The sequence below is a fragment of the Pseudomonas sp. NPDC088885 genome (assembly GCF_044750025.1).
Taxonomy (GTDB): domain Bacteria; phylum Pseudomonadota; class Gammaproteobacteria; order Pseudomonadales; family Pseudomonadaceae; genus Aquipseudomonas; species Aquipseudomonas rustica.
In genome coordinates this window covers 1,177-26,838 of the sequence record NZ_JBIVJB010000027.1, presented here as the reverse complement: position 1 = coordinate 26,838, position 25,662 = coordinate 1,177, and the positions used below count along the sequence as shown (strand labels likewise).

General features: G+C 58.7%; 22 protein-coding genes. 13 read left to right on the top strand and 9 right to left on the bottom strand.

What is annotated here, in order from left to right:
• Positions 1 to 50 precede the first annotated feature (50 nt).
• Together ACIP1X_RS13845 and ACIP1X_RS13840 are read right to left on the bottom strand one after the other, a co-directional pair.
• Positions 51 to 1,334 carry a Zn-dependent hydrolase gene (locus ACIP1X_RS13845; protein WP_400752809.1) on the bottom strand — a complete coding sequence of 428 codons (1,284 nt, stop codon included), beginning with the start codon at positions 1,332 to 1,334 and terminating at the stop codon, positions 51 to 53.
• A 136-nt stretch (positions 1,335 to 1,470) separates the two neighbouring features.
• Complete coding sequence (locus ACIP1X_RS13840; protein ID WP_159814675.1) at positions 1,471 to 2,955, bottom strand: NCS1 family nucleobase:cation symporter-1; 1,485 nt, start codon at positions 2,953 to 2,955, stop codon at positions 1,471 to 1,473.
• Positions 2,956 to 3,579: 624 nt separating this feature from the next.
• On the opposite strand from ACIP1X_RS13840, the gene hydA reads away from it, so the two are divergent.
• From hydA to preA, 3 genes are all read left to right on the top strand, one after another.
• Positions 3,580 to 5,019: a dihydropyrimidinase gene (gene hydA / locus ACIP1X_RS13835; protein WP_134176651.1), complete on the top strand. Its 1,440-nt coding sequence runs from the start codon at positions 3,580 to 3,582 to the stop codon at positions 5,017 to 5,019.
• Between the two features lie 172 nt (positions 5,020 to 5,191).
• Positions 5,192 to 6,559: an NAD(P)-dependent oxidoreductase gene (locus tag ACIP1X_RS13830; protein ID WP_400752806.1), complete on the top strand. Its 1,368-nt coding sequence runs from the start codon at positions 5,192 to 5,194 to the stop codon at positions 6,557 to 6,559.
• Positions 6,560 to 7,834 (top strand): NAD-dependent dihydropyrimidine dehydrogenase subunit PreA, encoded by a 1,275-nt coding sequence (gene preA, locus ACIP1X_RS13825; RefSeq protein ID WP_053121404.1) that lies wholly within the window; start codon positions 6,560 to 6,562, stop codon positions 7,832 to 7,834.
• 228 nt (positions 7,835 to 8,062) lie between these two features.
• On the opposite strand, the gene ACIP1X_RS13820 is transcribed toward preA, so the two are convergent.
• Positions 8,063 to 8,683, bottom strand: coding sequence for a TetR/AcrR family transcriptional regulator (locus tag ACIP1X_RS13820; protein WP_212544627.1), 621 nt, complete (start codon positions 8,681 to 8,683; stop codon positions 8,063 to 8,065).
• A gap of 145 nt (positions 8,684 to 8,828) precedes the next feature.
• On the opposite strand from ACIP1X_RS13820, the gene copC reads away from it, so the two are divergent.
• Both copC and copD read left to right on the top strand, forming a co-directional pair.
• Entirely contained in the window at positions 8,829 to 9,191 is a 363-nt protein-coding gene (gene copC / locus ACIP1X_RS13815; RefSeq protein WP_212544628.1) for a copper homeostasis periplasmic binding protein CopC, read from the top strand.
• A 3-nt stretch (positions 9,192 to 9,194) separates the two neighbouring features.
• Entirely contained in the window at positions 9,195 to 10,049 is an 855-nt protein-coding gene (gene copD / locus ACIP1X_RS13810) for a copper homeostasis membrane protein CopD (protein WP_400752803.1), read from the top strand.
• Positions 10,050 to 10,169: 120 nt separating this feature from the next.
• On the opposite strand, the gene ACIP1X_RS13805 is transcribed toward copD, so the two are convergent.
• Positions 10,170 to 11,312 carry an HlyD family secretion protein gene (locus tag ACIP1X_RS13805; protein WP_053121414.1) on the bottom strand — a complete coding sequence of 381 codons (1,143 nt, stop codon included), beginning with the start codon at positions 11,310 to 11,312 and terminating at the stop codon, positions 10,170 to 10,172.
• Entirely contained in the window at positions 11,309 to 12,964 is a 1,656-nt protein-coding gene (locus ACIP1X_RS13800; RefSeq protein ID WP_212544631.1) for an MFS transporter, read from the bottom strand. Before ACIP1X_RS13800 ends, ACIP1X_RS13805 begins: the two co-directional genes overlap by 4 nt.
• Positions 12,965 to 13,258: 294 nt before the next feature.
• On the opposite strand from ACIP1X_RS13800, the gene ACIP1X_RS13795 reads away from it, so the two are divergent.
• From ACIP1X_RS13795 to ACIP1X_RS13770, 6 genes are all read left to right on the top strand, one after another.
• The gene (locus ACIP1X_RS13795; RefSeq protein WP_400752801.1) at positions 13,259 to 14,554 is read left to right on the top strand and encodes an OprD family porin; all 1,296 of its coding nucleotides are present in this window, start codon (positions 13,259 to 13,261) and stop codon (positions 14,552 to 14,554) included.
• A 338-nt stretch (positions 14,555 to 14,892) separates the two neighbouring features.
• A complete protein-coding gene (locus tag ACIP1X_RS13790; RefSeq protein WP_053121420.1) occupies positions 14,893 to 15,717 on the top strand; it encodes an NAD(P)-dependent oxidoreductase in 825 nt (274 codons plus the stop codon).
• A gap of 43 nt (positions 15,718 to 15,760) precedes the next feature.
• Positions 15,761 to 16,654 carry an SMP-30/gluconolactonase/LRE family protein gene (locus ACIP1X_RS13785; RefSeq protein ID WP_400752799.1) on the top strand — a complete coding sequence of 298 codons (894 nt, stop codon included), beginning with the start codon at positions 15,761 to 15,763 and terminating at the stop codon, positions 16,652 to 16,654.
• A 61-nt stretch (positions 16,655 to 16,715) separates the two neighbouring features.
• Positions 16,716 to 17,687, top strand: coding sequence for a TRAP transporter substrate-binding protein (locus ACIP1X_RS13780; protein ID WP_053121423.1), 972 nt, complete (start codon positions 16,716 to 16,718; stop codon positions 17,685 to 17,687).
• A 79-nt stretch (positions 17,688 to 17,766) separates the two neighbouring features.
• Positions 17,767 to 18,294: a TRAP transporter small permease gene (locus tag ACIP1X_RS13775; RefSeq protein WP_053121425.1), complete on the top strand. Its 528-nt coding sequence runs from the start codon at positions 17,767 to 17,769 to the stop codon at positions 18,292 to 18,294.
• On the top strand, positions 18,294 to 19,574 hold the full coding sequence (locus tag ACIP1X_RS13770) for a TRAP transporter large permease (protein WP_053121428.1): 1,281 nt from the start codon (positions 18,294 to 18,296) through the stop codon (positions 19,572 to 19,574). The genes ACIP1X_RS13775 and ACIP1X_RS13770 overlap by 1 nt, the downstream gene beginning before the upstream one ends.
• A 101-nt stretch (positions 19,575 to 19,675) precedes the next feature.
• Here ACIP1X_RS13770 and ACIP1X_RS13765 read toward each other — a convergent pair whose 3' ends face one another.
• The 3 genes from ACIP1X_RS13765 to ACIP1X_RS13755 form a co-directional block, all read right to left on the bottom strand.
• Positions 19,676 to 20,476, bottom strand: a complete 801-nt coding sequence (locus ACIP1X_RS13765) for a sulfite exporter TauE/SafE family protein (protein WP_053121429.1) — start codon at positions 20,474 to 20,476, stop codon at positions 19,676 to 19,678.
• A gap of 9 nt (positions 20,477 to 20,485) precedes the next feature.
• Positions 20,486 to 21,730 carry an FAD-dependent oxidoreductase gene (locus tag ACIP1X_RS13760; protein WP_400752796.1) on the bottom strand — a complete coding sequence of 415 codons (1,245 nt, stop codon included), beginning with the start codon at positions 21,728 to 21,730 and terminating at the stop codon, positions 20,486 to 20,488.
• Between the two features lie 168 nt (positions 21,731 to 21,898).
• Complete coding sequence (locus ACIP1X_RS13755) at positions 21,899 to 22,240, bottom strand: helix-turn-helix transcriptional regulator (RefSeq protein ID WP_053121433.1); 342 nt, start codon at positions 22,238 to 22,240, stop codon at positions 21,899 to 21,901.
• Positions 22,241 to 22,343: 103 nt separating this feature from the next.
• Here ACIP1X_RS13755 and ACIP1X_RS13750 point away from each other — a divergent pair, with 103 nt between their 5' ends.
• Positions 22,344 to 23,207 carry an MBL fold metallo-hydrolase gene (locus ACIP1X_RS13750; RefSeq protein ID WP_159814686.1) on the top strand — a complete coding sequence of 288 codons (864 nt, stop codon included), beginning with the start codon at positions 22,344 to 22,346 and terminating at the stop codon, positions 23,205 to 23,207.
• A 126-nt stretch (positions 23,208 to 23,333) separates the two neighbouring features.
• The gene (locus ACIP1X_RS13745; protein ID WP_400752793.1) at positions 23,334 to 24,941 is read left to right on the top strand and encodes a hypothetical protein; all 1,608 of its coding nucleotides are present in this window, start codon (positions 23,334 to 23,336) and stop codon (positions 24,939 to 24,941) included.
• A 31-nt stretch (positions 24,942 to 24,972) separates the two neighbouring features.
• On the opposite strand, the gene bkdR is transcribed toward ACIP1X_RS13745, so the two are convergent.
• The gene (gene bkdR, locus ACIP1X_RS13740; protein WP_400752791.1) at positions 24,973 to 25,461 is read right to left on the bottom strand and encodes a Bkd operon transcriptional regulator BkdR; all 489 of its coding nucleotides are present in this window, start codon (positions 25,459 to 25,461) and stop codon (positions 24,973 to 24,975) included.
• Positions 25,462 to 25,662 lie beyond the last annotated feature (201 nt).

Here is a 25,662-nt window from a genome sequence, read left to right as displayed (position 1 = left end):
AAGATCGCAGCCTGCGGCAGCTCCTACACAGGGCTGCGATCTGTTGATGTTTATGCGGCGGCTTTACCTGCTGCCACCGCCGCCGAAGCCGCGAGCATCGCCCGCAACAACACCGCGCACCCGGCCGCCAGATCATCCGGCGCGGCGTTTTCGATTTCGTTGTGGCTGATCCCGCCTTCACACGGCACGAAAATCATTCCGGCAGGGCCAAGTTCGGCGAGGAAGATTGCGTCGTGGCCGGCGCCGCTGACGATGTCCATGTGCGACAGGCCCAAGCCCTTGGCCGCGCCGCGCACCGCTTCCACGCAGCCTTTTTCGAAGTACAGCGGCGGGAAGTCTGCGGTTGGGGTCAGTTCATAAGTCAGGCCATGTTCCTCACAAGTCGCTTCGATGACCTGCTTCACTTCAGCAATCATCGAATTCAGCCGCGCCGGTTCGAGATGACGGAAATCGAGGGTCATGCGCACTTCGCCGGGAATGACGTTGCGCGAGCCGGGATAGGCTTGCAGGCAGCCGACCGTGCCGCAGGCGTGCGGTTGATGGCCGAGGGCGGCGCGGTTGACGGCGCCGACGATGACCGAGGCGCCGACCAGTGCATCTTTGCGCAGGTGCATCGGTGTTGGGCCGGCGTGGGCCTCGACGCCGCGCAGTTTCAGATCGAACCACTTCTGCCCCAGCGCACCGAGCACCACGCCGATGGTTTTCTGTTCGTCTTCAAGGATCGGGCCTTGTTCGATGTGTGCTTCGAAATAGGCGCCGACTTTATGCCCGCTGACTTTGCGCGGGCCCGCGTAGCCGATCGCATTGAGTGCTTCGCCGACCGTGATGCCCTCGGCATCGACCTTGGCCAGCGTTTCTTCGAGGGTGAATTTTTCGGCGAACACGCCGGAGCCCATCATGCATGGCGCGAAGCGTGAGCCTTCTTCGTTGGTCCAGACCACCACTTCCAGCGGCGCTTCGGTTTCCACGCCGAGGTCGTTGAGTGTGCGCAGAACCTCGACGCCAGCGAGCACACCGAAGCAGCCGTCGAACTTGCCACCGGTGGGTTGCGTGTCGATGTGGCTGCCGGTCATCACTGGCGGCAGGTCGGGATTGCGCCCCGGCCGGCGGGCAAAGATGTTGCCGACGGCATCGACCTTGACGCTGCACCCGGCGTCCTTGCACCATTGCACGAACAGGTCGCGGGCCTGGCGGTCGAGGTCGGTCAGGGCCAGGCGACAGACCCCGCCCTTGACCGTGGCGCCGAGCTTGGCCAGCTCCATGAGCGAGGCCCAAAGGCGATCGCGGTTGATGTGCTGATGGGTCGATTGCAGAACGTCTACGGCTGCGTTCATGGGGATCTCCTCAGTGTTGATGCCGATAGTTCCCACGCTCTGCGTGGGAACTCATCCATGGACGCTCTGCGTCCGCTGTTGGAACGCAGAGCGTCCCGGGCTGCATTCCCACGCAGAGCGTGGGAATGATCATGACTTACACCGCTGTTTTCACGGCAGAAGGCTGCGCCCGCATCACGCACAACCCGTAATAAATAATCCCGCCCAACGCCGAGCCGGTGAACCAGCCATAGCTGTAAAACCAGCTGAACGCATCGCTACCCAGCGACAACAAGGTCAGCACCACCGGCACACCAAACGCGAGAAACCCGGCCCGGTTCCACGCCGGATACACGTCATCGCGGTACAACCCGGCCAGGTCCAGTTGCTGTTTCTTGATCAGGAAATAGTCCACCACCATGATCCCGGCGATCGGCCCGAGCAGGCTCGAATAACCGAGCAGCCAATTGGAATACACAGTTTCCAGGCTCACATCGGAAACGATCAAACCAAGCTTTTTCAGCAGCTCATGCCCCATCAACAACAGCCCGACCAACCCGGTCAGCAACACCGCTTTGGTGCGGTTGATCACCTTGGGCGCGATGTTTTGAAAATCGTTGGTCGGCGAGACAATGTTCGCGGCGGTGTTGGTCGACAGTGTGGCGATGATGATCAATGCCATGGCCACCGCGACCCACACCGGGCTCTGAATATGGCCGATCAAAGTCACCGGATCAGACACCGTCACGCCGACCAGTTTCACTGACGCTGCGGTCATGATTACGCCCAGCGAGGCGAACAAAAACATGGTCAGCGGCAGGCCGAAAATCTGCCCGAGGATTTGATCTTTCTGGCTCTTGGCGTAACGACTGAAGTCCGGAATGTTCAGCGACAACGTCGCCCAGAAACCCACCATTGCCGTCAGTCCGGCGGCGAAGTAACTCACCACGCTGGCGCCTTCCGGACGCTTCGGCGGGATCGCCAGCAGTTCCGTCATCGACACATTGGGCATCGCCCATACCAGCAGGCCGATGCCGACCGCCACCAGCAACGGCGCGGACAAGGTTTCCAGCCACTTGATCGACTCGGCGCCGCGAATCACCACCCACAGGTTCAGCGCCCAGAACACCATGAAGCCGATCACCTCCCCCGTCCCGCCAAGGGATTTCCAGCCGTCGAAAATCGAGCCGAGAAACAGGTGAATCGCCAAACCGCCAAACATCGTCTGAATGCCGAACCAGCCGCACGCCACCAGCGCGCGAATCAGGCACGGCACGTTGGAGCCGAGAATGCCGAACGACGAGCGCAGTAACACGGGAAACGGAATGCCGTATTTGGTGCCGGGAAAGGCGTTCAGCGTCAGCGGAATCAACACGATGATATTGGCGAACAGAATCGCCAGCAGCGCTTCGCCCACACTCAAGCCGAAGTACGCCGTGAGCACGCCGCCGAGGGTGTAGGTCGGCACGCAGATCGACATGCCGACCCACAGCGCGGTGATGTGCCATTTATTCCAGGTTCGTTCGCGCACCTTGGTCGGTGCCATATCGTGGTTGTAACGGGGACTGTCGAGGACGTCGCTGCCGGCTTCGAGTTCGAACAAGCCGTCGCGCTCGGTCACTTGCGATCTGTTCTGTTGCATGGCCGCTCCACTGTTCTTCTGATTATTTTTTTGCTCATCAGGCGGCTTGCACACAAGGCGCGAGCCGGACGATGGCCGGAGGAACTGACAACTTTCGTGCACCGGCCATGGTGTCAGCGGCGGCATCAATAAACGTGCCGGGTGAACCGCCTGGCGCTAGGGCCGTGCTTCAAACGTATTGCAACTTTCTGATATTTATCAGTTTTAATTATTCACCTGATGAGTTCGCGGAAACTTGTCTGGGTGCTCAGGCTAAACACTTGGCAAGTTGTCCGAACAGACAGGACTCAAACTGGTGCACTGCATTTATTTTCATTGTGAACGTGCAACCGCAGCTCAACTTCAAGCGGCTGATTTCACATAGGAAATCTTGCTCATATTTCCATCCTGTCAAGTGCGTCAAAATGGTGAGCCGCCTCACCATTTTGGTGATTTACACTTTTTATCGTTATTTTTCATATAGTTAAAACAGACATAAGCTTATAAAAAATATTCTTGCTCTATTGCAAATTCGCGACTAGTTTCTATTCCTGACAGCGCTGACAGGAATACACCCTGCACTGCTGTACATCAATAAAACATTTAGAACCGGCACAAGTCGGTCATGCCTGCGAGGAACTCGGAATGTCTCTGTTGATCCGTGGCGCCACCGTTGTTACCCATGATGAAAGTTATCGCGCCGACGTCTATTGCGCCGACGGCGTGATCAAAGCCATCGGTGAAAACCTTGATGTTCCCGCCGGCGCCGAAGTGCTCGACGGCAGCGGCCAATACCTGATGCCCGGCGGCATCGATCCGCACACGCACATGCAACTTCCGTTTATGGGCACCGTGGCCAGCGAGGATTTCTACAGCGGCACGGCGGCCGGTCTGGCCGGTGGCACCACGTCGATCATCGACTTCGTCATTCCCAATCCACAGCAATCATTGATGGAAGCATTCCATCAGTGGCGCGGCTGGGCGGAGAAGTCCGCGTCCGACTATGGCTTCCACGTCGCGATCACCTGGTGGAGCGAGCAGGTGCGCGAAGAGATGGCCGAACTGGTCAGCCATCACGGCATCAACAGCTTCAAGCATTTCATGGCCTACAAGAACGCGATCATGGCCGCCGACGACACGCTGGTGGCGAGTTTCGAGCGTTGTCTGGAGCTCGGTGCGGTACCGACCGTGCACGCGGAAAACGGCGAGCTGGTCTATCACCTGCAACGCAAGTTGATGGCCCAAGGCATCACCGGGCCGGAGGCGCATCCGCTGTCGCGGCCTTCACAGGTTGAAGGGGAAGCGGCGAGCCGGGCGATTCGTATCGCTGAAACCATTGGCACGCCGTTGTATCTGGTGCACGTCTCGACCAAGGAAGCCCTCGACGAAATCACCTATGCGCGCAGCAAGGGTCAGCCCGTGTACGGCGAAGTGCTCGCCGGGCATTTGCTGCTCGACGATAGCGTCTACCAACACCCGGACTGGCAGACTGCTGCGGGTTACGTGATGAGCCCGCCGTTCCGTCCGCGCGGTCATCAAGAGGCGCTGTGGCACGGGCTGCAGAACGGTAATCTGCACACCACTGCGACGGATCATTGCTGCTTCTGCGCGGAGCAAAAAGCGGCCGGGCGTGACGACTTCAGCAAGATCCCCAATGGCACGGCGGGTATCGAAGATCGCATGGCGGTGCTTTGGGATGAGGGCGTTAATTCCGGTCGTTTATCGATGCAGGATTTCGTTGCGCTCACCTCCACCAACACCGCGAAAATCTTCAATCTCTATCCGCGTAAAGGTGCGATTCGCGTCGGTGCCGATGCCGACCTGGTGCTGTGGGATCCGCAAGGCACGCGCACCATTTCTGCCAAGACCCACCATCAGCAGGTGGACTTCAACATCTTCGAAGGCAAGACCGTGCGCGGCGTGCCGAGCCATACCGTCAGCCAGGGTCGTTTGGTCTGGGCCGATGGCGACCTGCGCGCCGAGCGCGGTGCCGGACGGTACATCGAACGGCCGGCGTATCCGGCGGTGTTTGATTTGCTGAGTAAGCGGGCTGAGATGCACAAGCCGACAGCCGTTAAACGCTGATATCCCGGCCTTCGGCCTTAGATGATCGTTCCCACGCTCTGCGTGGGAATGAAGCCCGTGACGCTCCGCGTCATTGGACGCGGAGCGTCCCTAGAGGCATTCCCACGCAGAGCGTGGGAACGATCTGCCCATCAGAGGCAGAGAACCTCAAATAACCGTGAGGCACACAACCGTGATCGAGACCCTGAACCATCTCCCCCACCCGCACGAAAGCGCGGCCGCCCTCGCCGGGCATTTCACTGATCTGGCGCCGCCGCTCAACGCTCGGCAGGCGCATCTGGAAGCCTCGCGCTGTCTGTATTGCTACGACGCGCCGTGCGTGAATGCGTGCCCGAGCGAGATCGATATCCCCTCGTTCATCCGCAATATCCATCAAGACAACGTCCCCGGCGCCGCGCAGAAAATCCTCTCGGCAAACATCCTCGGCGGCAGTTGTGCACGCGTTTGCCCGACTGAAATCCTCTGCCAGCAAGCCTGCGTGCGCAACAACGCCCACGAATGCGCGCCGGTGCTGATCGGCCTGCTGCAACGCTACGCCGTCGACAACGCACACTTCACTGAACACCCATTCCAGCGCGCGGCAGCCACCGGTAAACGCATCGCCGTGGTGGGTGCCGGGCCGGCCGGTTTGTCCTGCGCGCATCGCAGCGCCATGCACGGTCATGACGTGGTGATTTTCGAAGCGCGGGAGAAGGCTGGCGGGCTCAATGAGTACGGGATCGCCAAGTACAAACTGGTCGACGATTACGCGCAAAAGGAGCTGGATTTCCTCCTGCAAATCGGCGGCATCGAAATTCGCCACGGGCAGAAACTCGGTGAGAATCTGACCCTCAGTGAACTGCATTACCAATTCGACGCGGTGTTCCTCGGCCTCGGTCTCAACGCCAGCAAGCAACTCGGCCTGGCCCACGAAGACGCCCCGGGCCTGCTCGCCGCCACCGATTACATCCGCGAACTGCGTCAGGCCGATGACCTCACGCAACTGCCACTGGCCGAACGCTGCATCGTCCTCGGCGCCGGTAATACCGCGATCGACATGGCCGTGCAAATGGCTCGCCTCGGCGCTCGCGATGTCAATCTGGTGTATCGCCGTGGCGCGGCGGACATGGGCGCCACTGGCCATGAACAAGACATCGCCAAGGCCAATCAGGTGCGTCTGCTGACCTGGGCACAACCGGAAGAAGTGCTGCTCGACGATCAAGGCAACGTGCGCGGCATGCGTTTCGCTCGCACCGATCTGGTCGAAGGACGCCTGCAAACCACCGGTGAAACCTTCGAACTGGCCGCCGACGCAATCTTCAAAGCCATCGGCCAGTCCTTCGACAGCCGCGCCCTCGCCGACCCGCTCGCCCGTGAACTCAAGCGTCAGGGCGAACGCATTCAAGTCGACGAAAACCTGCGCACCAGCATTCCCGGCGTGTATGCCGGCGGCGACTGCACCAGCCTCGATCAAGACCTCACCGTGCAAGCTGTGCAGCACGGCAAACTCGCCGCCGAGGCGATTAACGCGCAACTGATGCTCAACGTGGAGGCTGCGTAAATGGCCGATCTCTCGATAGTCTTCGCCGGCATCAAAGCGCCAAACCCCTTTTGGCTGGCCTCCGCGCCACCGACCGACAAAGCCTACAACGTGGTGCGCGCGTTCGAAGCAGGCTGGGGCGGCGTGGTCTGGAAAACCCTTGGCGAGGATCCGGCGGCGGTCAACGTTTCGTCGCGTTACTCGGCACATTACGGCAACAACCGCGAAGTGCTCGGCATCAATAACATCGAGCTGATCACCGACCGTTCGCTGGAAATCAACTTGCGCGAAATCACTCAAGTGAAGAAAGACTGGCCGGATCGCGCAATCATCGTTTCGCTGATGGTGCCGTGCGTTGAAGAGTCGTGGAAACACATTCTGCCGCTGGTTGAGGCCACGGGCGCTGACGGCATCGAACTGAATTTCGGTTGCCCACACGGCATGCCGGAACGTGGTATGGGCGCAGCGGTCGGTCAGGTGCCGGAGTACGTCGAGCAGGTGACGCGCTGGTGCAAGACCTATTGCTCGCTGCCGGTGATCGTCAAACTGACGCCGAACATCACCGACATCCGCGTCGCTGCCCGCGCCGCCCATCGCGGTGGCGCCGATGCGGTGTCGCTGATCAATACGATCAACTCGATCACCAGCGTCGATCTGGAGCACATGGTCGCCCTGCCCACCGTCGGCAGCAAAAGCACCCACGGCGGTTATTGCGGTTCGGCGGTGAAGCCGATCGCGCTGAACATGGTCGCGGAAATTGCCCGTGATCCTGAGACGCAGGGCTTGCCGATCTGCGGGATTGGCGGCATCGGCAGTTGGCGTGATGCCGCAGAATTCATGGCGCTGGGCAGTGGCGCGGTGCAAGTGTGCACGGCGGCGATGCTGCATGGTTTCCGCATTGTTGAGGAGATGAAGGACGGCTTGTCGCGGTGGATGGATAGTCAGGGCTACGCCAGCATTTCCGAGTTTTCCGGGCGCGCGGTGGGCAATACCACGGACTGGAAATACCTCGATATCAACTATCAGGTGATCGCCAGGATTGATCAGGAAGCGTGCATTGGTTGCGGGCGTTGCCACATTGCCTGCGAGGACACTTCACATCAAGCGATTGGCAGTTTGCGCCAGGCGGACGGGACGCATAAATATGAAGTGATTGATGATGAGTGTGTGGGCTGCAATTTGTGCCAGATCACTTGTCCGGTGGCGGACTGTATCGAGATGGTGCCGATGGATTCAGGCAAGCCGTTTCTGGACTGGAATCATGATCCGCGCAATCCGTATCACGTTGCAGTCTGAAAAAGCCCCTCACCCTAGCCCTCTCCCAAAGGGAGAGGGGACTGATTGGGGGATATTGACGAACTGCACCGACGTGAACGATCTGCTTTGAATCCATTATCGATACAGGCAGAGGCTCGGACTGCTTTAAACCCATAATCGACTGGATTTTTCAGGTCGATGTAACCCGCAAGACACCTCCGTAGGCTCCCTCTCCCTCCGGGAGAGGGCTGGGGTGAGGGTCTGTTTCTAGGGTTCCAAACCAATCCCGCGCAAGATCACACTCGTCACCGTCTGCACCGCTCGCTCAAACTGCATGTCCGACAACGGCTGGTGATCATTCAAAATATTCACCTGATGATCAAAGTCGGCATAGTGCTGCGTCGACGCCCAGATCATGTACAACAACCCCGACGGCTCCACCGGCAAAATCCGCTTGTCCTCGACCCACTGCCGAATCTTCGCCTCCTTCATCTTCGCCCAGTCATACAGGCTGACATCCAGCGCCTCGCCCAGCGTCGGCGCGCCATGGATGATTTCATTCGCCCAGACCTTCGAGCCGTACGGCCGGCTGCGCGAGTGGTTCATCTTGGCGCGGATATAACTGCTGAGCACCACGCGCGGATCGTCGAACATCTCGAAGCACAGCGCGTCCTGCTTCCACACTTCCAGCAGATCAAACAGCACCGCGCTGTACAGTTCGCTCTTGGTGCTGAAGTAATAATGCAGATTGGAACGCGGCAGTTGCACTTCGGCGGCGATGTCGGCCATCGCGGTGCTGCCGAAACCTTTTTCGGCGAAGACTTTTTCCGCCGCCAGCAGGATTTTCTCGACGTTATTGCGGCGAATTTCGATCTTGTGATTGCCCATGTGGGCTCCCTGACAACAGCGTTGTTGAAGACTAGCATCCGCTCAGGCGCGCGGGCGACAGATGAAAACGAAACTTCGTACAGACGCGCCCGGACGCGGTTGAGTAAACTGGCCGTTCTTCGATTCTGCCTCAGAGGTATCCGCGATGCTGTTCAAGAATGTCCTGACCACCACTGCCCTGCTCGCCTCGCTGTTCGCTGCGTCTTCGGTATTTGCCCACGCCCATTTGAAAAGCCAGACCCCGGCCGCTGACAGCACCGTCGCAGCCCCTGCCGATCTGCGCCTGACCTTTTCCGAAGGTGTCGAAGCCACGTTCACCAAAGTCACCGTGACCAAGGACGGCGCACCGGTTGCGGTCAAACCGCTGACCACCGAAGGCGACAAGAAAACCCTGATCATCACCCCGGCTGCGCCGCTGACCGCCGGTGAATACAAAGTCGAATGGCACGCAGTGTCGGTCGACACGCACAAAAGCGAAGGCGCCTATCAGTTCAAGGTTGGCCAGTAATTCATGAGCGAGGCGCTGGTGCTGTGCCGCTTTCTGCATTTCACCGTGGTGTTGATGCTGTTCGGCGCCTGGCTATTCCGGCCGTTGCTGCTCAAGGGTGAAGCGCTGGAACTGGATCGGCACCTGACGCGACTCGCCCGTTGGCTGGCCGCGGTTGCGCTGGTCAGCGGGATTGCCTGGGCGTTGCTGATTACCGCGAGCATGGCCGGTTCGGCTGCGGCGGCGTTTGATCCAGACACGATTGCGCTGGTGTTGGGCAATACGTTTTTTGGTCAAGTGTGGCGCTGGCACCTGCTGATCAACGCGGTGCTGCTGGCGTTGCTGTTCACTCCGTGGCGTTCAAGCATGCCGTTGCGCCTGGGTTTGAGTGGCTTGCTGCTGGCGACGCTGGCACCGGTCGGACACGGCGCGATGCTGGATGGTCTGAGCGGGCAACTGCTGATTCTCAACCAGATCGTTCATCTGACCTGCGTGGCCGCGTGGCTGGGTGGGTTGTTGCTGCTGGTGATGATCCTGCGTCAGCCGAGTGAGCTTCGTGGTGTTTTGCAGCGTTTCAGCGGCGTTGGTTATTGGCTGGTGGCGGGGTTGCTGATCACCGGATTGATCAACGTCCGTGTGCTGACCGGCCAGTGGTGGCCGACGCCGTTGTTCAGCGGGTTTGCGCTGATTCTGTTGATCAAGGCGATGATTGTGCTGGGCATGCTCGGTTTGGCGTTGTTCAACCGCTTGCGCATGGAAGATTGCGAACAGCGGATCGGCACGCTCAAACGCAGTGTGATGCTTGAATGGCTGCTCGGCATTGGCGCCGTAGCCGCCGTCTCGCTACTTGGCACCCTGCCCCCGATGATCACTGGATAAACGCAGTTCAAACTGTGGGAGCGGGCTTGCTCGCGAAGGCGGTGTGTCAGACAAATATATATCGCTGATACACCGCTTTCGCGAGCAAGCCCGCTCCCACAGTTTTTGATTTGTGTGGTGTCAGTGGGGTTGGGTGTTGCCGGCGGCGGTATCGATGCTAACCACCACCGACATCCCCGGCCTTAGCCGTTCCTCTTCCTGCTGATCCGGATCAATGGTGATCCGCACCGGCACCCGCTGGGCAATCTTCACAAAGTTACCCGTCGCGTTATCCGCTTGCAGCAAGGCGAATTCAGACCCCGTGCCCGGTGAAATATGCTGCACATGCCCGGTGAATTTACGGTGGTTCAGCGCATCGACGGTGAAACGCACCGGCTGCCCGACCCGCACGTTGTCCATCTGGGTTTCCTTCATGTTGGCGATCACCCATTTCTGGTTCGGCACCAACGCCATCAACTGCGCCCCGGAGTTGACGTAGGCGCCGAGGCGCACGCCAATCTGCCCTAACTGCCCGTCACGCGGCGCGACAATGCGCGTGTTCGACAAATCGATCCGCGCCAGTTGCACCGCCGCTTCCGCGCTGGCCACCGACGCCTCCAGCGAACCACGATTGACGATCACCGTCTGCAAATCCTGACGAGCGATTTCGACATTGGCCTTGGCCTGCGCCACCGCGGCAATGCTTTGCGCATTGGCTGCGAGCGCCACGTCCATCTCACGTTTCGACACCGAACCGTCGCTCACCAGTTCCTTGTTACGCCGCAGATCCGCCTCGCTTTTGCGCAACTGCGCTTCGCTGTCGGCCTGCACCGCTTGGCGCAACTTGATCGTCGCCTCGGCGCTGTTGCGTTGCTGCACGACGTTGGCCAACGCGGCTTTCTGCACCGCCAGTTGCGCCAGCGATTGATCGAGACGCTGCTGATAGATGCGATCATCCAGACGCACCAGCAAATCACCGGCCTTCACATACTGAAAATCCTGCACCGGCACTTCATAGACATAACCGGCGAGTTGCGGGCCGATGATCGTCACCTGCCCGCGAATCAGCGCATTTTCAGTGGTCTCGACCGCGCTGCTGAACGGCGGCAATTGCCAGGCATACAACACGATCAACACGCCGACGATGGCGATCGCGGCAAAGCCCAGCGACGAAATAATCCGCACCCGCAGCGAGCGTGGCTCAGTATTTGGCGATGACGGCGGCGCCACACCTTCGGGCGTGGCGGCAATGGCGTTGGTGGTTGTGGTGGTCGGTTCGGTCATGAAGAAGTGGCACCGCTCGAAGGTGTGGATGGCGCAGGGGCGACGGCTTTAGTGGTGCTCATCAGCCACAGCGCACGAATGGACAGCCAGATCATGGTCAGCACCGCGATCACGGCGATCAGCATGAACACGTCGTTGTAGGCCAGCACGTTGGCCTCTCGGGTCGCGGCGTTGGCCAGGCTACGAATACCCGCAAGGTTGCGCAGGCTGGGGTCGGCCAATAGCGAGCCATACGCCGAGCCGCCACTCTGCACGCGCGCGGCCACCAAAGGGTCAGACAGCGTCAGGTGCTCAACGATGTGACTGGAATGAAATTTTTCCCGGACGATCTGAAAGGTGCCCAGAAGCGCCGCGCCGATTAAACCGCCGAGGTTATTGCAGATCCCGAACAGGACGGAAAAACTCACCAGGTTGCGCGGATTGGTCAACACGTTGCGCGTGCCGAGCACCATGGTCGGCCCGAGGAAAAACGTGCTGCCGAAGGCCAACAGGAACTGACTGAAATAGAGGTTTTCCGGGCGGGTCAGGTTGTTGGAAGAACTGTCCATCACCGCCCCGGTGGCCATCAGACCCAGCGAGATGATCAACGGCATCAGCAGGTGTTTGGGGTCGATCGTCAGCGCGCTGGTCAACAACCCCGCGACGCTGCCAATCAGCATTACCACGTACAGGCTGTGCAATTGCTCATAGCCCATGTTCAGGTTCTGCATGAACCCCACCGCACCGGTGGACTGCTCGGAGGTGACCATTCGAATCAGGGTCACCGCCAGCGCGAGACGGATCATCGTCCCGCTGCCGAGCCAACGGGTCATCAGCATCGGGTTGCTGCGATTATGTTCGATGGCCAGACCGGTGATGATCAGCGCAATCGACGACGCGAGAGCGACGCCGATCCAGTCGGCCTCCAGCCACCAGTCGATCCGCCCCAACGACAACACCGCGCACAGCAATGCGACGCCACTGGCGAGAATGGCGAAGGTCAGGAAGTCGAGTTTTTCGAAAGTTTTGAAGCGGTCGCCGGGCGGCAACTTGAGCATCAATACGCAGCCCAGCGACAGCAACGCCATGCCCAATTCGAACAGGTACAAGCCGCGCCATTCGGCGATTTGCAGCAAGTCTTCAGAGAATAATCGCGCCAGCGGCAAGGCTAACTGCGACGTGCCGAGGCCGAGCACCAGCGCCTTCATTCGCCACTTCGCCGGGAACGCCTGCACCATGTAATACAGGCCCAGCGAGCTCAGCGCCGCGCCGACCATGCCGTGCGCCGCCCGCACCGCGACTGCGGAATTGAGATCGTTGACGAACAAGTGGCCGAAGGTCACCAGCGCGTACAACACGAGGAATACTTCGGTGAACGCGCGCAAACCGAACTGCTGGCGAAACTTCACCAGCAACAGGTTCATCGACACGTTGGTCATTACATACGCGGCCGGCAGCCAGGCCATTTCCGCCGTGGTCGCGCCGAGGGCGCCTTGCAGATAAGGCAGGTTGGCGACCACCAGCGAGTTGCCCAAACCACCGGTCAGCGCCACCAGCAAACCGACCAGCGCATAGGCCAGGCGCTTGGGGTTGGAGTGCAGCGGCGTCGAAGGGGAACCGGGCAGACTGGGCTTCTCGTGCGGCTGCCAGTGGCGCGGGGCGTATTGATCCATTGAAAAGCCTTGTGCTGAAGGTGGATGAAGTTTGCCGCAAATTCACGGTTAAAACACTTTTCCCCCTGTGGGAGCGAGCCTGCTCGCGAAGGCTGTGTGTCAATCGACAACTGGGTTGGATGAATGTCCGAATTCGCGAGCAGGCTCGCTCCCACAAGGAGTCGGGGTGATGGCCGGGAGTCATCGTATAACTTGCTGTTGACATTCCCGCAAAACATAGGAAATATCCGCAACCATGTTGTACGACGACGTATGACAAATAATAAAAACAACAATGAAACAGGGAGCGTCACAGTGAGCACACTTGTCCGCAATTCCGCCCGCCCTTCCCGCTTTTCCGTTATTCGCCCGCGATCTACTCTGAGCCTGATAGGTTGCAGCAGCCTCGCCTTCGCCATGCCCATGAGCGCCGACGCTGAAGGCTTTCTGGAAGACAGCAAAGCCACGCTGAACCTGCGTAACGCCTACTTCAACCGCAATTTCGTCAACCCGGCCAACCCACAAGGCAAGGCTGAAGAGTGGACGCAAAGCTTCATCCTCGATGCCAAATCCGGTTTCACCCAAGGCACCGTCGGTTTCGGCCTCGACGTGCTCGGGTTGTACTCTCAGAAGCTTGATGGCGGCAAAGGCACCGGCGGCACGCAGCTGTTGCCGATCCACGATGACGGGCGTCCGGCGGACAACTTTGGCCGGCTCGGCGTGGCGATGAAAGCCAAGGTGTCGAAGACCGAATTGAAGGTCGGTGAATGGATGCCGGTCCTGCCGATCCTGCGCTCCGACGATGGCCGCTCCCTGCCGCAAACCTTTCGTGGCGGGCAGATCACGTCCACCGAGATCAACGGCCTGACCGTCTACGGCGGCCAGTTCCGCGGCAACAGCCCACGCAACGACGCAAGCATGGAAGACATGTCGATGAACGGCCGGGGCGCTTTCACCTCCGATCGTTTCAACTTCGGCGGTGGCGAATACAGCTTCAATGACAAGCGAACCCTGGTCGGCGTGTGGTACGCCGAACTCAGCGACATCTACCAGCAGCAGTACTTCAACCTCAGCCACAGCCAGCCCATGGGCGACTGGACGCTCGGCGCCAACCTTGGTTTCTTCACGGGCAAGGAAGACGGCAGCGCTCAGGCAGGCGAACTCGACAACAAGACCGCGTTCGCCATGCTCTCGGCCAGATACGGCGGCAGCACCTTTTATGTCGGCCTGCAGAAACTCGGCGGCGACGATGCGTGGATGCGGGTCAACGGCACCAGCGGCGGCACCCTGGCCAACGACAGTTACAACGCCAGTTACGACAATGCCAAGGAACGCTCGTGGCAGTTGCGCCATGACTACAACTTTGTCGTTCTGGGCATCCCCGGCCTAACCATGATGAACCGCTATATCAGCGGCGATAACGTCCACACCGGCTTGATCACTGACGGCAAGGAATGGGGCCGCGAGTCGGAACTGGCCTACACCGTACAGAGCGGCCCACTGAAAAACCTCAACGTGAGATGGCGCAACGCGACCATTCGCAGGGACTTCAGCACCAATGAGTTCGATGAGAACCGGGTGTTTATCAGTTATCCGATTTCGTTGTTGTAAGCCCCGAGCCACCGCAAATCCCCTGTGGGAGCGAGCCTGCTCGCGAAGGCGTCCTGTCAGTCGATGCAAAAGTTGCGGCACCGGCCCCATCGCTGACAAGCCAGCGATGGCCGCGGCAGATCCAACATTGATGTTGATTGACACACCGCTTTCGCGAGCAGGCTCACTCCTACAGGGGAATGCATTGCAGAGCAGCCATTGGGCGATTGAAATGCCAATTGGCCCTTCCGTCATCTACACCAAAAGTCGCGTTGACAAGTCCCGGAAACCCTACCGATACTCCAGCGCAGTCATACGACAACCTACAACAAACCAATAACAATTTGTAAGGGAATGCCATGACGTCTACCACCCCTTCCCGCGCCCCGTTCAACCGGCTGCTGCTGACTGGTGCTGCCGGTGGCCTGGGCAAAGTCCTGCGCGAACGCTTGCGCCCCTACGCCAACGTGCTGCGACTGTCCGACATCGCCGCGCTCACGCCCGCTGTCGATGATCGCGAAGAAATCGTGCTCTGCGATCTCGCCGACAAACAGGCCGTGCACCAACTGGTCGAAGGCGTCGACGCGATCCTGCATTTCGGCGGTGTGTCCGTGGAGCGGCCGTTTGAGGAAATCCTCGGCGCCAACATTTGCGGGGTCTTTCACATTTACGAAGCGGCGCGCCGGCATGGCGTCAAACGAGTGATTTTCGCCAGTTCCAATCACGTCATCGGTTTCTATAAACAGGACGAGCAACTCGACGCCAGCTCTGCGCGCCGCCCTGATGGCTACTACGGTTTGTCCAAGTCCTACGGCGAAGACATGGCCAGTTTCTACTTCGACCGCTATGGCATCGAGACCGTCAGCATCCGCATCGGCTCCTCGTTCCCCGAGCCGCAAAACCGTCGAATGATGCACACCTGGCTGAGCTTCGACGACCTCACGCAACTGCTCGAGCACTCGCTGTACACGGCCAATGTCGGTCACACCGTGGTCTACGGCATGTCCGATAACAAAGACGTCTGGTGGGACAACCGATTCGCCAGCCACCTCGGTTTCGAAGCCCGGGACAGCTCCGAAGTATTCCGCGAGAAAGTCGAGGCGCAACCGATGCCGGCCGCCGATGACCCGGCGCGGATTTATCAGGGTGGCGCCTTCGTCGCGGCGGGCCCCTTCGGCGACTGACCGACTCACTTGATCCCCCCCAATAAAAACCAAGGGAATGAGTATGCAAGCCGAATTGATCGTCGACGCCCGCAACGCCGTGGGCGAAAGCCCGGTCTGGGTGGCGCAGGAAAATGCGCTGTACTGGGTCGATATCCCCAACGGCGCGCTGCAACGCTGGAGCGCCGATACCGGCCAGGTGCATGCCTGGAAAGCCCCGGAAATGCTCGCCTGCATCGCGCGGCACCAGCGTGGCGGCTGGATCGCCGGCATGGAGAGCGGCTTCTTTCATTTGCATCCGCACACCGACGGCAGCCTCGACGCCGAGCGGCTCGCCAGCGTTGAACACGCACGCACGGACATGCGCCTCAACGATGGTCGCTGCGACCGTCAGGGGCGCTTCTGGGCGGGCAGCATGGTGTTGAACATGGGCCTGAATGCGCCCGAAGGACGGCTCTATCGCTACAGTGCCGGCGCAACCGGGACGATCGAAGCGCAACTTGATGGCTTCATCGTCCCCAATGGCCTCGGCTTCAGTCCCGACGGCAAAACTCTGTACTTGTCCGACTCACACCCGAATGTGCAGTTGATCTGGGCTTTCGACTACGACACCGACAGCGGCACGCCATCGAATCGCCGTGTCTTCGTCGACATGAACAACCACTGCGGGCGCCCCGACGGCGCGGCAGTGGACGCCGATGGCTGCTACTGGATCTGCGCCAACGACGCCGGTCTCGTGCATCGCTTCACACCTGACGGGCGCCTCGATTACTCACTGCCTGTACCGGTGAAGAAACCGACCATGTGTGCGTTCGGCGGCAGCCAGATGGACACCTTGTTCGTCGCCTCGATCCGCCCCGGTGACGACCACGATCCGCAATCTCTGGCCGGCGGTGTGTTCGCCCTGAACGCCGGCGTCAAAGGCCTGCCGGAACCACTGTTCAACGATTTGCTGTAACCCGCCTCTGCTGCACCGCTGTGCCTTGAACACAAAAATAACAAGACTGGAGACACCCCTCATGGACTTCAAACGCACGTTGCTCGTCGCTGCACTCCCTTTCGCGTTCACCCTCAGCAGCGCCGTTCAGGCACTGGAAATCAAATTCGCCGACATCCATCCGGCCGGCTATCCGACGGTGGTGGCTGAAGAGCAACTGGGCAAAACACTGGTCGCCGACAGCGACGGCAAACTGACTTTCAAGATGTTTGCCGGCGGCGTGCTGGGCTCGGAAAAAGAAGTGGTCGAACAGGCGCAAGTCGGCGCGATTCAAATGGCTCGCGTCAGCCTCGGCATCGTCGGCCCGGTGGTGCCTGACGTGAACGTGTTCAACATGCCTTTCGTATTTCGCGACCAAGCGCACATGCGTAAAGTCATCGACGGCGAAATCGGCGATGAAATCCTCGACAAGATCACCCAGTCGGAATTCAACCTCGTAGCCCTGGCCTGGATGGACGGCGGCACACGGAATATCTACACCAAGAAACCGGTGCGCACACTCGAAGATCTCAAAGGCATGAAGATCCGCGTGCAAGGCAACCCGATGTTCATCGAAACCATCAACGCAATGGGCGGCAACGGCATCGCCATGGACACCGGCGAGATCTTCAGCGCCCTGCAGACCGGAGTGATCGACGGCGCGGAAAACAACCCGCCAACCCTGCTCGAACATAATCACTACCAGAACGCGAAGTTCTACAGCCTGACCGGACACCTGATCCTGCCAGAGCCCATCGTGATGTCGAAAATCACTTGGGAAAAACTCACCCCCGACCAGCAGACCCTGGTGAAAAAAGCCGCGAAAGCCGCCCAAGCACAAGAGCGCACTTTGTGGGATGCCAAGTCGGCCAGCAGCGAAGAAAAACTCAAAGCGGCCGGCGTCGAGTTCATCACCGTCGACAAGAAACCGTTCTATGAGGCCACCGCATCAATACGCGAGAAGTACGGCGCACCTTACGTCGATCTGATCAAACGCATCGAAGCCGTGCAGTAACCCTCCCAGCCCTCAACGAAAGGCCCGGCAACGCTGACCTCGCCGAAGGTCGGCGGCTGCCCGGTTACGGTGGAACCCGATGAAGAATTTGCTGCTGCGCATCAACGACCGGATCTACATGACCTGCATCTGGGTCGCCGGTCTATCGGTGCTGACCATTTCCCTGATCATCCCTTGGGGCGTATTCGCCCGTTACGTCCTCGGCACCGGCTCCAGCTGGCCGGAACCCACCGCCATTCTGCTGATGATGGTCTTCACCTTCATCGGTGCCGCCGCCAGTTATCGCGCCGGCGCACACATGGCCGTCGCGATGATTACCGATCGCCTGGCGCCCGACATGCGCAGAACCATGAGCATTGTCTCGCAGGTATTGATGGCGACCATTTGCCTGTTCATGACCATCTGGGGCAGCAAACTCTGCCTGTCGACCTGGAACCAGTTCATGAGCGCCCTGCCCACTCTGCGGGTGGGCATTACCTACATGCCGATCCCGGTCGGCGGCGCGTTGACGCTGATTTTTGTGCTGGAAAAACTCTTTCTCGGCGACCAGAGCAATCGCCGCGTGGTGCGCTTTGACCTGGTTGAAGAAAACGAAGGGGCTGCCTGATGGACGCATTGATTCTGCTGGGCAGTTTTATCGCCTTGATCCTGATCGGCATGCCGGTCGCTTACGCCCTCGGGCTGTCGGCGTTGATCGGCGCGTGGTGGATCGACATTCCTTTTCAGGCGCTGATGATTCAGGTCGCTGGCGGCGTGAACAAATTTTCCCTGCTGGCGATTCCGTTCTTCGTGCTCGCCGGGGCGATCATGGCCGAGGGCGGCATGTCGCGCAGGCTGGTGGCGTTCGCCGGGGTGCTGGTGGGGTTCGTCCGTGGCGGTCTGTCGCTGGTCAACATCATGGCCTCGACATTCTTCGGCGCGATCTCCGGCTCGTCAGTGGCGGACACCGCGTCGGTGGGCTCGGTACTGATTCCGGAAATGGAGCGCAAAGGCTATCCGCGCGATTTCTCCACGGCAGTAACGGTCAGCGGTTCGGTGCAAGCCTTGCTGACACCCCCGAGCCACAATTCGGTGCTTTATTCGTTGGCGGCCGGCGGCACGGTGTCCATCGCTTCGCTGTTCATGGCCGGCGTGGTGCCGGGCCTGTTGATGAGCGCGTGCCTGATGGTGCTGTGCCTGATTTTCGCGCGTAAACGCAACTACCCGAAAGGCGAAGTCATTCCGCTGCGCCAGGCGCTGAAAATCTGCGGTGAAGCGCTGTGGGGCCTGATGGCGATGGTGATCATTCTCGGCGGGATTCTATCCGGGATTTTCACCGCAACCGAATCAGCGGCCATCGCTGTGCTCTGGTCATTTTTCGTGACCATGTTCATCTACCGCGACTACAAATGGAGTGAGTTGCCGAAGCTGATGCACCGCACAGTGCGGACGATTTCGATCGTGATGATCCTGATCGGTTTCGCGGCGAGCTTCGGCTACATCATGACCCTGATGCAGATCCCGGCGAAGATCACCACGATGTTCCTGACCCTGTCAGACAACCGCTACGTGATCCTGATGTGCATCAACGTCATGCTGCTGTTGCTCGGCACCGTGATGGACATGGCCCCGCTGATTCTGATCCTCACACCGATTCTGATGCCGGTGATTCTCGGCATTGGCGTAGACCCGGTGCAGTTCGGCATGATCATGCTGGTGAACCTGGGGATCGGATTGATAACACCGCCGGTAGGTGCGGTGCTGTTTGTCGGGTCGGCGGTGGGCAAGGTCAGTATCGAAAGCACGGTAAAAGCGTTGCTGCCGTTCTACGCGGTGCTGTTTCTGGTGTTGATGCTGGTCACCTACATTCCCGCCATTTCCCTGTGGCTACCGCACTTGGTGTTGTAATAACCTGAAAGATCGTAGCCTTCGGCAGCTCCTACAGAAATCGCATTCCATGTAGGAGCTGTCGAGTGAAACGAGGCTGCGATCTTTTGATCTTCAAATACTCAAGCACGCAACAACATATATCCCGCCACCACCAAACACACACTGGCAAACCCCACCTGCAACGCCCGCGCCGGCACTCGCGCGCACAGCTTGCGGCCGATGATCATGCCGACAATGCTGGCCACGATAAACGCCGCGCCCTGCCCGTCAATCCGCACCCCGGCGTGAAACGAACCGATCACCCCAATCGCCGAAATCAGGCTGATCACCATCAACGACGTGGCGACAATCCCGCGCATCTGCACGTCGGTCAGTTGCTTGAACGCCGGCACAATCAAAAACCCGCCGCCAACGCCAAGCAACCCGGACACTACGCCCGTAACCGCGCCCAACGCCGCAAGGGTTGCGGTGCATTTCGCGGTCCAGTCGAAGCGCCCGGTTTCTTCATCGAGCATGCAATTCTTCTGACCCCAACTGCCATGCCCGTGATCGCTCGGCCCTTCTTCCTGACGCTCGCGGCGCAACATGCGCCAAGCAACCATGACCATCAGCAGGCTAAAGAGGATCATCAGAATCTTCTCCGGCAATTGATGCGCGAAGTAGATCCCCAGCGGCGAAAACACCGCACCGAGTGCCGCAATCAACAGTGCCGCGCGATAACGCACCAGCCCATGGCGCAATCCATCGATAGCTCCAACCGCCGCCGCACTGCCCACCGCGAACAACGCGACCGGCGCCGCTTGCGTCATCGTCCAGCCGAGCCCGAGCACCAGCGCCGGCACCGCCAGAATGCCGCCGCCAGCCCCGGTCAAACCGAGCACCAACCCCATCACCACGCCAAACAGACTTGCCAGCAACATAGGGTTTTCTCAGTCGACCTTGGACAGACTAGTCAGCCATTCGCGGCCCTTGAGCATGCCGTTCCAGTAGAACCACGGCAGCAACGTCGCCTTGAGCAACCACGCAGAGCGACGCGCCACGGTCGGATCAAGAGGAAACGTCGGCAGCAACTTACCGGCGTAGCCGAACTCGGCGAGGATCACCTTGCCCTTCTCCACCGTCAGCGGGCACGAGCCGTAGCCGTCGTACTTCAACGGCAGCGGTTGTTGCTTGCGCTGGGCCAGCAGGTTTTGCGCGACGACCACGACTTGCTTGCGCACTGCTGCAGCGGTTTTCGCGTTGCTGGTGCCGCAGATATCGCCGAGTGCAAACACCTCGGGATAACGCGGGTGCTGCAGGCTGTGTTGATTGACTTCGCACCAGCCGGCGGCGTCGGCCAACGGACTGTTCGCGATGAAATCCGGCGAGACCTGCGGTGGCACGACGTGCAGCAGATCGAAGGTTTTCGCCTCGCGAGTGACGTTGCCGTCAGCGTCCTTGATCTCGAACCACGCGGTCTTCGCGGGGCCGTCGACCTTGACCAGATTCGAGTTGAACGCCAGTTGCGCGTTGTATTTTTCGATGTACTTCATCAGCGGCGGCACGAACGTCGCCACCCCGAACAACGCGGCGCCGGCGAGATTGAATTCGACATTGATATTGTTCAGCACGCCACTTTTAAGCCAGTGATCGCAGGACAGATACAGCGCCTTTTGCGGCGCTCCGGCGCATTTGATCGGCATCGCCGGTTGCGTGAACAGCGCTTTGCCGCCGCGCAGTTTTTGCACCTGATCCCAGGTGTATTGCGCGTGCTGATAGCTGTAATTGGAAGTGACGCCGTGCTGACCGAGGCTTTCCTGCAAGCCTTCGATTTTCTCCCAGGCCAGACGCAGGCCGGGGCAGACGATCAGGTTTTGATAGCTGACCGTGCGTTGATCATTGAGGGTGAGTTGGCGCTTGTCGGGATCGATGCCGGTGACGGTGGCTTGCAGCCAGTTGACCTGACGCGGCATCACCTTGGCCATGGGTCTGGCGGTGTCTTTTGCGTCGTAAGCACCGCCGCCGACCAGCGTCCACGCCGGTTGGTAATAGTGCTGCGAGCTCGGCTCGATCACGGTGATTTTCAGGTCAGGATCACGCTTGAGCAGGCTGGCGACGAAGCCGATGCCCGCCGTGCCGCCGCCGATAACCACAATGTCTGCACTGATGGATGGGCCCCAGTGTTGATCGTTCATTGCTTGTTCCTTTTGCTGCACGCAAGGATTTCGTCAGCCATCACACAGATCCATTGTAGGAGTGAGCCTGCTCGCGATCGCGGTGGGTCAGCCAACATGTTTATCGACTGATACACCGCTATCGCGAGCAGGCTCACTCCTACAGGGGATTGGTGTGATGGCTGGCATTTATGGGTGTTCCCAGCTTTTTAGGACGGCCCCGCAATAAAGCCCCGACAGGGTCTTCATCACCTGAATCACTTCCGGGCTGGCCAGCCCATAAAAAATGTATTTGCCTTCGCGGCGAGTGGCGACCATGCCTTCGTCGCGCAAAATGCCCAATTGCTGGGACAGCGTCGGCTGGCGTACGCCGGTCATGGTTTCCAGCTCGCCAACATTGCGTTCGCCCTGGGTCAATTGACAGAGGATCAACAAACGATCTTCATTGGCCAACGCCTTGAGCAGCGCACAGGCCTTGGTGGCCGAGGCGCGTAATTGGGCGACTTCACATTCGGTCAGACTGGATTGCATTTGCACGATGCCTTCAACGTCACTTAAGCTGCGAACATTATGTTTTTACATAAAGTGTTGCAACCCCGAATGACTTTTCGCCCACTCGTACAGGTTTGTGTCCATGCCCGCGCTGATTGAAGCTTTCCTCGACCCCGCCTCCTCGACCTACAGTTACGTGGTCTATGAAGCCGACGGCGGGCACTGCGCAATCGTCGATCCGGTGCTCGACTACGACGGCGCCGCCGGCCGCACCTGCACCGCACAAGCCGACAAAATCATTGCCTTCGTCCGCCAACACAACTTGCAAGTGCAGTGGCTGCTGGAAACCCACGCCCACGCCGATCACCTGTCCGCCGCGCCGTATCTGCGCCGGGAACTGGGCGGCAAGATCGCCATCGGCGAGTCGATCAGTAAAGTGCAGAACGTGTTCAAGGCGCTGTTCAATCTGGAGCCGGAGTTCTGCGTCGACGGCTCTCAGTTCGATCACCTGTTCGCGCCGAACGAGTCATTCAGCATCGGCAATCTCAAAGCTACGGCGCTGCATGTTCCCGGCCACACACCGGCGGACATGGCTTACCTGATTGATGGCGAGCAGATTCTGGTCGGCGACACCTTGTTCATGCCTGACGTCGGCACGGCGCGCTGCGACTTCCCCGGCGGCAACGCCAATCAACTGTTCAACTCGATCCACACACTGCTGGCCTTCCCGGCGAGCGTGAAGCTTTACGTTTGCCACGACTACCCGCCTGAAGGTCGCGAGTCGCAGTGCCAGACCACGGTGGGCGAGCAGCGCAAAAGCAACATTCATGTGCATGACGGGGTGGATGAGGCGGCGTTTGTCGAGATGCGCACGAAGCGTGATGCCGGGTTGGGTATGCCGACGCTGTTGCTGCCGGCGATTCAGGTGAATGTGCGGGCGGGGAATTTGCCGGCGGCTGAGGACAATGGTGTGGTTTATCTGAAGATTCCGATCAACAAACTCTGATCGACAGCACTGACCGACAGACGGTTGGTTTTCACCCGTGAACCTGTAATTTCTGACAGTAGACGCCAAAGCGCCCACTGCGCAGAGTCAAAACTCCCGACCGATCGAGTGAAAAGGAGTTTTCTCATGAGCGCAGTAGCTGACGAAGTGACAATCCTTTTTCCCAAAAACCACGCAACTGTCCACCACGATATTCTGTTTCAGGGAAAAGGCGCAACCGGAGCGACTGTTGTCCTGACGGCAAACACCGTTGAGATTGGTCGCACTGTCGTGACAGAAGAAAGTTCCTGGCACATTGATTTCGCATTGCTTGGCAATGGCGCAAAAAACATTGTTGCAACCCAGACCGACCTGCTTGGAAATGTCACCCGCCACGCCGTCACACTCTACGTCACAACAAGGGAAGTCAAAATCAGTTCACCTCTCGAAAACGACTCGGTTCTTTCTCATGTTCTGGTGAATGGCGAAGGCGATCCGGAGGCAATCATCGAAGCGTTTATCAACGGTAAAAGCGTTGCCAGCGCGACGGCGGACTGGGGTTATTTCAACCTCTCGATCGGCCCTCTGCCTGACGGGGACCAGCGAATAGCCGTACAGCAACGCTCTATTAATGGCGAGGTTTCATCAACCATTGTGAACATCATCTGTAATGCTGGCCGGCCGTTGCACATCAAGCAGCCTGTAGAGGGTGAGGAAGTATTTTCTGGCCACGAGTTCAAAATTGAAGCTTTGGCCAATGCAACACTGATCGCCACGGAAAATGGCGAATCCATAGCTCAAGGTCGAAGCGACATCTATGGACACTGGCTATTTACCTACGATGCAACTTCACTCGGTGAAAAAACGGTCAAAGTAATGCAGGAGTTGGAGGGTTCAATCCAAACCACGTCCGTAACTTTTAGCGTTATCAGAGGGCATATTAAGGTTTCTATTTATGCTCCGTATCCAGATTCCAATGTTTCGCCAGGAGTGGGATTCGCCGGAAATGGTGAGGGCTGCGCAAAAATTACGCTTTCGGATGGAAATGAGGTCCTCGGAGAGGGAGTAGTCGACCGCTTAAATCCAATAGGTGACGCGTATTGGTATGTGATTCCAGACAAGAAGCTCACGCCAGGCGAAAAATTCATAACCGCGACACAAATTACGCATGACGGGTTGAAGTCCAGCGCAACCATTAAGGTCAATGTTGTCGAGAAATTGCCGGTGACCTTCTTCCATCCTCATGACGGTGAAACAACGGGATCAATTTTTTCAACCTACGGCACTGGCACCGTAGGGGCTCACATACTCCTGACTGAAGACTCGCACCCGATAGGCAACGCTACTGTTGATACATCGCACAATTGGATGATCGACGTTAAAGGCCTATCGGCTGGAGAAAAAAAATGGACCGCGCTTCAGACTTATGAGGACGGAACAACCAGCAAAGCGACCGTGGTGTTTAATGTCGAACCACAAGTACCATTCACTATTGAGTACCCGGATGAAGGCTCGACGGTTCATCAACTTGACCCTGAATTCGCCGGAACAGGACAGCCGGGTGCAAGAGCGGTTTATATAGATGAATTTGAAGGAGACATTCCGATAGTCATTGCCAAGGTCGACGACAATGGCAACTGGAAAGGTCGTTCTGGAAAAGCTTTTCAATATGGCAAAAACAGCATAACCATATTCCAGGAAAACGCACTCGAACCCACAATCGTCACGCGCACTTTCTACATAACGCCCCCTTGATGCTTTTATTCGATCCGGGTTGATTTGGGGATCACCCCCCCAACGTCAACCCATTCGCCGGCAACGGCAGCGCGGTTTTATACCGCACCTGCTTCAACGCAAAACTCGAGCGGATATTCGCCACGCCCGGCACTTTGGTCAGAAAGTCCATCATGAAGCGCTCCAGCGACTGAATCGTCGGCACCAGCACCCGGATCAGATAATCCGGGTCGCCGGCCATCAAATAGCACTCCATCACTTCGGGGCGATCAGAAATCGCTTCTTCGAAATGCTGCAACGCCAACTCCACCTGTTTCTCCAGGCTGACGTGAATAAACACGTTCACGTGCAGCCCCAGCAGATCGGCGTCCAGCAGCGTCACCTGCTCGCGAATCAGGCCTAATTCTTCCATCGCTTTCACCCGGTTGAAGCACGGCGTCGGCGACAGATTCACCGAACGCGCAAGGTCGGCGTTGGTGATGCGCGCGTTCTCTTGCAGGCTATTGAGAATGCCGATGTCGGTACGATCCAGTTTGCGCATGAGACAAAACCACCTGTTTTTTATGTTTATGCAGAATTTCTATCTGCAAATCGTCTCCAGCGCAACGAAACAGAGATAAATATTCTTCTTGGCCCGGCCTATGATTGTTGTAGGACAAGATTTCTTCTACCGAAGGATGACTGCCAGCTCACTACAAGAAATTCACAAGATCGAGCGTAGAAGCCATGACCCAAGCGTATG

Bases quoted from the DNA above. Each gene is read 5' to 3' on its own strand.
- ACIP1X_RS13845 (WP_400752809.1), bottom strand. From the start codon at position 1,334: ATGAACGCAGCCGTAGACGTTCTGCAATCGACCCATCAGCACATCAAC.
- ACIP1X_RS13840 (WP_159814675.1), bottom strand. From the start codon at position 2,955: ATGCAACAGAACAGATCGCAAGTGACCGAGCGCGACGGCTTGTTCGAA.
- hydA (WP_134176651.1), top strand. From the start codon at position 3,580: ATGTCTCTGTTGATCCGTGGCGCCACCGTTGTTACCCATGATGAAAGT.
- preA (WP_053121404.1), top strand. From the start codon at position 6,560: ATGGCCGATCTCTCGATAGTCTTCGCCGGCATCAAAGCGCCAAACCCC.
- ACIP1X_RS13820 (WP_212544627.1), bottom strand. From the start codon at position 8,683: ATGGGCAATCACAAGATCGAAATTCGCCGCAATAACGTCGAGAAAATC.
- copC (WP_212544628.1), top strand. From the start codon at position 8,829: ATGCTGTTCAAGAATGTCCTGACCACCACTGCCCTGCTCGCCTCGCTG.
- copD (WP_400752803.1), top strand. From the start codon at position 9,195: ATGAGCGAGGCGCTGGTGCTGTGCCGCTTTCTGCATTTCACCGTGGTG.
- ACIP1X_RS13805 (WP_053121414.1), bottom strand. From the start codon at position 11,312: ATGACCGAACCGACCACCACAACCACCAACGCCATTGCCGCCACGCCC.
- ACIP1X_RS13800 (WP_212544631.1), bottom strand. From the start codon at position 12,964: ATGGATCAATACGCCCCGCGCCACTGGCAGCCGCACGAGAAGCCCAGT.
- ACIP1X_RS13790 (WP_053121420.1), top strand. From the start codon at position 14,893: ATGACGTCTACCACCCCTTCCCGCGCCCCGTTCAACCGGCTGCTGCTG.
- ACIP1X_RS13785 (WP_400752799.1), top strand. From the start codon at position 15,761: ATGCAAGCCGAATTGATCGTCGACGCCCGCAACGCCGTGGGCGAAAGC.
- ACIP1X_RS13780 (WP_053121423.1), top strand. From the start codon at position 16,716: ATGGACTTCAAACGCACGTTGCTCGTCGCTGCACTCCCTTTCGCGTTC.
- ACIP1X_RS13775 (WP_053121425.1), top strand. From the start codon at position 17,767: ATGAAGAATTTGCTGCTGCGCATCAACGACCGGATCTACATGACCTGC.
- ACIP1X_RS13770 (WP_053121428.1), top strand. From the start codon at position 18,294: ATGGACGCATTGATTCTGCTGGGCAGTTTTATCGCCTTGATCCTGATC.
- ACIP1X_RS13765 (WP_053121429.1), bottom strand. From the start codon at position 20,476: ATGTTGCTGGCAAGTCTGTTTGGCGTGGTGATGGGGTTGGTGCTCGGT.
- ACIP1X_RS13760 (WP_400752796.1), bottom strand. From the start codon at position 21,730: ATGAACGATCAACACTGGGGCCCATCCATCAGTGCAGACATTGTGGTT.
- ACIP1X_RS13755 (WP_053121433.1), bottom strand. From the start codon at position 22,240: ATGCAATCCAGTCTGACCGAATGTGAAGTCGCCCAATTACGCGCCTCG.
- ACIP1X_RS13750 (WP_159814686.1), top strand. From the start codon at position 22,344: ATGCCCGCGCTGATTGAAGCTTTCCTCGACCCCGCCTCCTCGACCTAC.
- ACIP1X_RS13745 (WP_400752793.1), top strand. From the start codon at position 23,334: ATGAGCGCAGTAGCTGACGAAGTGACAATCCTTTTTCCCAAAAACCAC.
- bkdR (WP_400752791.1), bottom strand. From the start codon at position 25,461: ATGCGCAAACTGGATCGTACCGACATCGGCATTCTCAATAGCCTGCAA.